An 8,767-nucleotide genomic window follows, 5' to 3' on the forward strand; every position below is an offset into this window, starting at 1 on the left:
AGTACCAAACCGTCACGGAAGCTCGGACTCGTACCGTTATGGGTTTAATGGAATGGAGAAAGATAATGAATTAAAAGGTGAAGGAAATAGCTACGATTTTGGAGCCAGAATGTATGATTCTAGAGTTGGAAGATGGTTTGCTGTTGATAAAATGAGGATGAAAGCTCCAGATTGGTCACCTTACAGATTTGGATTTGACAATCCTATGAGATATAAAGATTCAGATGGTAACTGGGAAGAAGATGGGCATTTTTGGACTGTTTTGGCTTATGGTATATCAAAAGGTTTAAGTTATGAATACGCTTTGAGTCTTGCTAAAGCCGCTGAATCTTTAGACCATCACGTTCATGATAATTATAAAATGAGTCAAACCAATGGAAAAAGTGAACTTGCAATAAGATTTGGTGCAGGTACTTGGCTAGATGGGGGATGTAATGTGATAAGCGGAGGAGCTCAACAATTTGGTCATGCATTACATGGTGGCGAACAAAATATTTCAAGACAGTTTTCTTTTGAGCAAATAATTTCGGGTAACTTAACTGCTTACCATACTTTAGGGGATTCTTGGGCACATAGCTTTGTTAATGAGGATGGTGTAAGAATGAACTATGGAAAAGAGACAGGTAGGACTGGTCAACATGCTTTAGTTATGAAGTGGTACGACTGGACTTTTGGAGCCACAAAAGTAGACAACATTCATCTTAGACCTAAAGAATACTTAAGTTATGTTGATGATTTAGATAGGGCTACAAGTGAAGCACAAGGTCGTAGTATTGGATATGACAGTGTTATTTTTGATTACGTTCAAAAAAACGGTATTTCGAAAGAAAATAATATTTCTCTCCTTAAAAATTACAGTGAAATGAAAGGTCTAAATGTTAAAATAGTTTCTTTTGAAAGCAAACAACAAGCGGTTTTGTGGGCTGGATTTCTTAGAGACACAGGAGTCAAATACGATTATAAGGAGTTTAAAACCAATGATTTAAATCAAAATGGTGATACTGTTCCAGTTACAAAATATTTAATTACAGTTCAATAAAAAAATATGGAACCTAAGCTAAAACATATAATATTGCATTTATCATATTGGATTTGGTTTTTCTTTTTTATCTTCTATACAATGGAGGAAATATCTCAATTAAAAGAAATTAGTATTGGAGAAGCTAAGATTTTCATGTTTTTTAGTACTTCTGTTTTAATCTTTATTGGTTTTATTTTATACTTATTTACAATAACCTACAAGATTTCGGATAATGTATTTAAAAAGTATCTAAGGTTTATTTCTTTGATTTTTTGTATAATCTTATTTATTTTATTTTGGTATGCCTTAAAAGAAAACAGCAAATTAATTATACAATATTAAATTACTATAGCTTTTGTTAATCGCAAATGTTGGCATATATCTTTTAATTTATGTCATAGCTATTTAAAAGATTTTCATATGAAAATTGCGCAAATTTAATCTGACTTTGCGCAATTTTTTTAACCTATTTTTATTATCTATCCACAAAAGTACATTAGTAAGATATATAAAAATGAAACGCTTAAATGAAAGATCCTTTACAAATAAAATCAACATTACATACTTTTTAATACCCCTTAACAGTTACAATTATGAAAAAAAAACTACTCGCTTATTTTCTATTTCTTTTAAACAAAACTAAATATAGGCGGTCTTTAGAAGAATTAAAAACGCCTTTTAATCAAAGAATTTATAGTCTTGAACAATTCAAATATGCAACAATACTATTGTTCGTTTTTGGTTCGCTTACTCCGACATCTGCTGCTGAAAATTCTAAATTAATTCCAAATTATACTAATAAACATGTTAGTATAACGGAAAAAAAATCTCCCGCTTTTGCACTTACAGCCGATATTGCAAATTCAGGTACAGCTGCTTTTTGTAAATCACCAACAGGTGCAGACATTTCTGCTAGAATTAAAATTACTGTTTTAGGGGGAAGTGGTACGTATACTCTAAAGTTCCGTGGACCGAAAGGTGATGTTACAGTTTTAAATTACATAAGTGGCAGCCCAATTACTGTTACTCAAAACAAAACGTCAACCTATACACTTATTTCAGTAGTTCAAAATAGTACTGGTTTATCTGCTGGCATAACAACAAATAATGCTACTGTCACAATATTTGATCCAATACTAGAGCAAATTACGCAATCTACGTGTTTAGTTGCAACAGGCAGTGTATCCATATCATCACTCCCAGTTACTACTTGGACTATAAAGAAAATAAGTAATGATCAGCTTTTAGCAAGTGGCTCAACATCTACATTTACATTATCTCTCCCAATTGGAGTTAACGAATTTAAAATAACAAATAGCGCCGGATGTATTGTAAATTATAAAGTAACTATCAATCCGCAACCAACAAGCATTAATATACCTGTATTAGAATATGCACCTTTACCTTGCAGTAAAGACTCATTTGTACAAGACTGGACAGCTGTTCCAGATGCTACGGGATATAGAATCGATGTGGCTACAGATAGTAATTTTACTAATTTTGTTTCAGGATACGAAAATAAACTTTTAGGAAATGTTACTTCAGAAACTATTACCGGAATTAATCCCGCTGGCACTTATTATGTAAGACTACGTGCAGTATCTGATTGCTTTATAAGTTCTAATTCAAACGTCTCAACAGTTTTTACACATACTACTGCCTATAATGGGGTATGGTCTGACGGGCTTCCTGATATCAATAAAAATGTTATTTTTAATAGTGATTTCAATATCGCAACTAATACAAACGCTTGTTCATGTCAGGTGAATGCCGGAGCAAATGTAGTTGTTCAATCAGGTATTGACTTGAAAATAGAAAATGGGTTAACAGTAAATCCTGCAGGAAGCCTAACTTTTGAAAATAACGCGAGTTTAATACAAATTAATAATGTTCCGAATTCTGGTAATGTTACTTACAAACGTATAACAGCTCCAATGAAAAATTTTGATTACACTTACTGGTCGTCTCCTGTTTCTAATCAAACTCTTTATAATATATCTCCAAATACCCTTGGTGACAAATATTTCAGCTATGGTCCAAACGGGTGGGTTACACTTTATAATGGAACTGCTGTAATGGAGCCTGGCATTGGTTATATTATTCGTACACCAAAAGATGGAACATGGCCTAATGGAGAGGTTGTAAGTTTTCCTTATTCACAGCAAGTTAAGTTTATTGGGGTTCCAAATAATGGAAATATTAATGGCGAAACGGTACCCGCAGATAAATATCGTCTAGTTGGTAATCCGTATCCATCTGCGCTTGACGCAGATCAATTCATGGCAGATAACAGCAGTATTTTAAGCGGTACGATTTATTTATGGACGCACAACACGGTAATTACTAATAATAAATATACGTCAGATGATTATGCAGCATATAATGGTGTCGGCGGTATTGCGACCAGACCTGCCATTAATTCCGGAATAAACAATAGTGAACCAACTGGGAAGATAGCAGCAGGACAATCTTTTATGATCGCCTCAACAGCAGCCGGAACAATTACTTTTAACAACGGTATGAGACCTGATGGAAATAATGGGCAGTTTTTTAAACAAACAAAAAACAATAAAACGGCTATTGAAAAACATCGTTTTTGGTTGAATCTTACAAATAAAACAGGTGCTTTTAAACAAATTTTGATTGGATATTTGCCAGGAGCAACAAATGAATATGACAATCGTTTTGATGGCGATGCTCTTAATGGGAACACTTTTATTAATTTTTACAGTAAAACCCAAACAACAAATTTATTAATACAAGGTCGTGCTTTACCATTAGAAGATACTGATAGTATTATACTAGGTTACAGTTCAACAATCGATGGTGTTTTTTCTATAGATATTAGTAAATTGGATGGCAAATTCGTTAATAAAGCAATTTATTTGGAAGACAAAAAAACAAATACCTATTTTAATTTAAAAAATGGAGGATACGAATTTAGTACCTTGAAAGGAACATTTGATGATCGTTTTGTAATACACTATATTCCAAATACAATACAAACTCCAGTATTAGCTGAAGTGCCAGAAATGACATGTAATCAAGCATCTTTTGTTCTTAATTGGGAGGCTATTCCGAATGCTAGTTCATATAGATATGATGTAGCGACAGATGAAGAATTTACCAATATAATTCCGGAGTTGCTGGATAGAGAAGTTTCAGGTTATAATTCAGAAGAGATAATGGGTTTAACGGGAACTAACTACTATGTACGATTAAGAGCAATGTATAATTCTGTTGCCAGTCCAAACTCGAATGTCATAAAAGTTTCTTCATCAACCACAATATATAATGGAGAGTGGTCGAACGGTCTTCCTGACAGCAATAAAAATGTAATTTTTGATAATGTAAATTATACTTTATCAGCAGACATAAGCGCTTGTTCTTGCCAAATTAATGCAACTTCAAAAATTACAGTACCAAGTGGCGTAACCCTAAAATTACAAAATGGTCTTACTGTAAAAGATCAAGGTTCTTTAACATTTGAAAACAATGCAAGTTTAGTTCAGATCAATGAAGCAGTAAATATTGGGAATATCATTTACAAACGTATTTCTGCACCAATGAAAAATGCTGATTATACTTATTGGTCTTCTCCCGTTGCAGAACAAAAACTTAATGTATTATCACCAAATACTTTATCTAACAAATATTTTAGCCTGTACAATAATAATTGGGTACCTGAGCAAGGATCAGCTTTTATGACAGTTGCAAAAGGTTATATTATTGCCGCTCCAAAAGGTGGAAAATGGTCAAATGGTGAAATTGTAAGTTTTCCTTATTCACAGCCAGTTCAATTTATGGGTATTCCTAACAATGGACGCTATGAATTTATAGTTGAAAATAGTGGCAGTAAAAACTTAATTGGTAATCCATATCCGTCTGCAATAGATGCAGATGCTTTTTTAAGTGCAAACAGTAGTGTCTTAGGAGGTACTATATATTTTTGGAGAAATAATACGTCGCCTCAATTCTTAAAGTATTTATTAGATGATTATGCCTGTTATAATGCTTTAGGAGGTGTTGCAGCTTCTGCAGCGGGAGAAACTTCAGGAGGGGTTAATAACATAAAGCCTACAGGAAAAATTGCAGCTGGCCAATCTTTTATGACAGAAAGCATCGCTTCGGGAACAGTCGTTTTTGACAATAACATGCGTGTAGAAGGAGAAAATAAGCAATTTCTGAAACTAGGAAAAACAGCTTCTACAGAAAAGCATCGTTTTTGGCTGAATTTAACAAACCCATTAGGCGCTTTTGAACAAATTCTTATAGGTTATGCTGACGGAGCTACCAATAATTATGACAATCGTTTTGATGCACGTGATTGGAGTGGAAATTCTTATACTAGTTTTTATAGTCTTAATCAAAATGATAAATTGACTATTCAAGGACGTGCTCTTCCATTCGATAACGCAGATGTTGTACCATTAGGTTATCGCTCTCTTTTAGGAGGATATTTCACAATAGCACTGGATAGTGCTGATGGTTTATTTACGGATCAAGCAATTTATCTTGAAGATAAAAAACTTAAAGTCTTTCATAACCTAAAAGATGGGGCTTATAATTTTGTTTCCTTTCTGGGTACGTATGACAATCGTTTTGTTATACATTATGCGTCTAACAAAACAAATAAAACAGCAAAAAATACTGCTTCTGATGCGATTGGATTAGAAAATGAAGTACTAGTTTCTGCAGAAAATAATCAAATAAAGGTTAACACTTTTGAAGAAATTATAGATAATGTTTTTGTTTTTGATTTAAACGGAAAACTTATTTATGAGAAAGAACAAGTTAATACAAATGAATTTTCTACACCTACATTGATTTTTAATAATCAAATGGTAGTAGTTAAAGTAACTTTACAAAATGGTAAAACAATAATTAAAAAAGCTATCTTATAAATTGTTTAGTTAGATTGTATTTTAAAAAGTCCCATTTAATTATGGGACTTTTTTTATGAAAATATCGATTTCGTTATGAATTAATTAATTATGAATTTGCCTTTAATAATGCTCCAACTTACTATGCACTTTTTCAATTTCCTTATCCATATAAGCCTGTGCGTAATGCACATATCGATTAAAAGAAGTACTTGCGTGACTATGTCCACTAATTTTGCGGACTAAATGTTCTGGCATTCCTAAAATCAATAAAGTGGTAATAGCAGTTCTTCGCATCATGTGTGAACTCATTTTGTCACAAAAGCGATTTTTTACAGTATCTGTCTTTTTAACTAAGCGTTGCGTTTTGCCTTGCTTTTCTCTTGAAATTTCTATTGGCGAAGTAAATCCAGCAAGTTCTCCTATTTGTTTTAAGCTTTTATTGAAATTAAACAAGCTGGTGTTACCAAAAAGAGTTGCTTTATTATTAGAAGTAGAATATCGCTGAAAAATGGTAATAGCATAAGCCGACAGCTTAATAAAACTAAAGGTTTTGGTTTTCTTCGATTTAAGCTTTAAATACCATTCACCATCAATTTTCTCGAAGTTTTTATTGGTCAATAAAAAGATATCAGAGTACCGTAGTCCAGTTGTGCATCCAAAAACAAAAATATCTTTGATGCGTTTGTAACTCGGAATAAGAGTTTGCTCAAATTCTTTATCATGAATCAAAAATTTAAGCTGTTCTGGTGAGAGTACAAAGATTTCTATTTCTTCTTTTCGAACATAAAACAAACGCTGAAAATCGCCTGTTTGCAAATCTTTATCATTTTTAAGATAATTAAAAAATACCCGAATCACTTTAATATTCGCTCCCACATAATTATCGTGACAGCCTTTTTTATATAGAAATTCAGTGAATTTTTGATAGAATTTTTTCCAATAACTTTTCTCTGATGTTAGTTCTCGTTTATCCAATTTTGAAGCATCACAAATACGCAATTCAAACTTAGCATCACTCGAAAACTGAATCAAATTATTCAGTACATATTGATAATTTTGTATCGAACTTGGTTTTATTTTTTCACCATTTTTCTTGAGTCGTTTACCTGTTTCAGTTTCTCTTATAAACTGTTTGAACAAAGGAATAAGTGGACTCGTTTTTTTCATGGTTGTTGGTTTTGTCAAAAATATGATTTTAGGTTAGAGTTCAAATGGTTTGGTTTTAAAAGAAAACTACAACTCTTAGAGTTGTAGTTTTTATAATTACTCATCTTTGAGAGTGGGAACTGACAGATATTTACAGATTAAATCTGACAAAGTTATTCTTTAATAAAGCACTTACTATCCATTGATAATTTTCTTAAACTATTATTTCTTTTTATATTTTATAACCTCTAAAAAGCGCTTATTTATAGCTTTCAATTATTTTATAAGCTAAAATATAAACATTTTTTGATTTTAATTCTATCGTATTTTGTCCTGTCTTATCCTGATGCAAATTAATCTTAAAAGTATCATTATAAATTTTGATTTTTGATTCTATCCTAATAGAATCAATTTCATCATTTCTCCCTTTTATTAAAAACCATTTTATATTTGGATCTCTTTCGAAAAAATAAGATCCTTGAAACCATCCTGAACTGTTTTCACAATTAAATCCAAAAGTATTAACGTCTAAAAAACTTTTAAAGTCTTTATTGTTAACTTTCATTTCCTTAATAGCCCAAACACCACTTATGTATTTACAATCATTAGCTTCACAGCTAAATAAAAAAAACAAAATTAAAATTAAAAATTTTCTCATCGCGCCACTCTTGTATTATCTTTTACTTTAACTGCTTCTTGTTGTTCTTTACTTAAGTTAGTACTTCCGTTATCTTCTCTTGATGCTTTCAAAAGAAATTCTGCCCACTGCTTGTTAATTCCTTCTGGTGTAAAATTATTATATATATCCATACCTATTCTCAATATTTCTTTTGCTTCGTTTCCATTTCCTCCAAAAAGTATAACATTCCCAATATCTGAGATATCACTTTCATTAAGATACTGTTTTGGAATCCTACCAGCTTTCGTAGCCAAAGAAATAGCTCCCATAACATCATTAACAATTAATCCAGATTGCTCATTTACAGCTTGTTCTTCAAAAACATCAGTAAAAGTAGCATAATTTTTATATAGTTCTGTTGCAAAAGCCAATGCCAAACCTGCCGAAGCAGTTATTTTTACATTTGTGGGAATTCCAGATATGTATAAATCATTTACAGTTCTATTTCTTCTAATAGATCTTTTGCTTTCTTCTCCCCTCACATTAAGTCCCGTAACAATCCTAGTTTTCGCAAAGTTAGCTCGTGATGTAGCTTTTGAGCCTTCAGCTTCTGATCCAAAATCGAATAATAAATTATCCAAACCTGCACCACTAACATCTGGGGAAATATTATCGATAGAAAATTCTCCAATTACTTGAGAATCATATCCGATAATCTGTGTTCCATCATTCCTTGTAGTTATACTCCCTTGATTATGTACTCTATTTATTTCATTTTGTGTCATATTACTAAAATTTTCAATTTTTAGAAAAACACCTCCATGTCTCAATTCTACCATTGCATCATCTTTATCTAAAAACTCCAGTCCTTCTAATTCAATTCCATCAATAACTCTATTTTCAGCAAAAGCATATGGTGAATTATGTACATATTGTTTTGATAGAGGATCTAATGATAAAAACCTACCAATCCTAGGATCATGCATCCTAAAAGTATAATTAAGAGAATTTCCTTCCCCTTTAAGTTCATCATCTTTCTCCTGTCCTTGGAACCCATAACGGTACGAGTCCGAGCTTCCGTGACGGTTGGGTACC

At 32.0% G+C, this 8,767-nt stretch carries 5 protein-coding genes; 2 read left to right on the forward strand and 3 right to left on the reverse strand.

What is annotated here, in order from left to right:
- Window positions 1-1,039: RHS repeat domain-containing protein (locus IR010_RS19930; protein ID WP_194606125.1), on the forward strand; the 1,039-nt coding region annotated here is incomplete at its 5' end.
- Between the two features lie 575 nt (window positions 1,040-1,614).
- The gene (locus IR010_RS19935; protein WP_194606127.1) at window positions 1,615-5,925 is read left to right on the forward strand and encodes a T9SS sorting signal type C domain-containing protein; all 4,311 of its coding nucleotides are present in this window, start codon (window positions 1,615-1,617) and stop codon (window positions 5,923-5,925) included.
- A 102-nt stretch (window positions 5,926-6,027) separates the two neighbouring features.
- Here IR010_RS19935 and IR010_RS19940 read toward each other — a convergent pair whose 3' ends face one another.
- The 3 genes from IR010_RS19940 to IR010_RS19950 all read right to left on the reverse strand — a co-directional run.
- Window positions 6,028-7,074 (reverse strand): tyrosine-type recombinase/integrase, encoded by a 1,047-nt coding sequence (locus IR010_RS19940; protein ID WP_194606129.1) that lies wholly within the window; start codon window positions 7,072-7,074, stop codon window positions 6,028-6,030.
- Window positions 7,075-7,312: 238 nt separating this feature from the next.
- On the reverse strand, window positions 7,313-7,711 hold the full coding sequence (locus IR010_RS19945; RefSeq protein ID WP_194570761.1) for a hypothetical protein: 399 nt from the start codon (window positions 7,709-7,711) through the stop codon (window positions 7,313-7,315).
- The coding region (locus IR010_RS19950) for an RHS repeat-associated core domain-containing protein (RefSeq protein WP_317174491.1) at window positions 7,708-8,767 on the reverse strand (1,060 nt) is incomplete at its 5' end. The genes IR010_RS19945 and IR010_RS19950, both read right to left, overlap by 4 nt.

It is taken from the genome of Flavobacterium sp. MR2016-29, assembly GCF_015350695.1.
GTDB lineage: Bacteria > Bacteroidota > Bacteroidia > Flavobacteriales > Flavobacteriaceae > Flavobacterium.

Coding starts and splice junctions, on each gene's coding strand:
- IR010_RS19945 (WP_194570761.1), bottom strand. CDS start 7,711: ATGAGAAAATTTTTAATTTTAATTTTGTTTTTTTTATTTAGCTGTGAA.
- IR010_RS19935 (WP_194606127.1), top strand. CDS start 1,615: ATGAAAAAAAAACTACTCGCTTATTTTCTATTTCTTTTAAACAAAACT.
- IR010_RS19940 (WP_194606129.1), bottom strand. CDS start 7,074: ATGAAAAAAACGAGTCCACTTATTCCTTTGTTCAAACAGTTTATAAGA.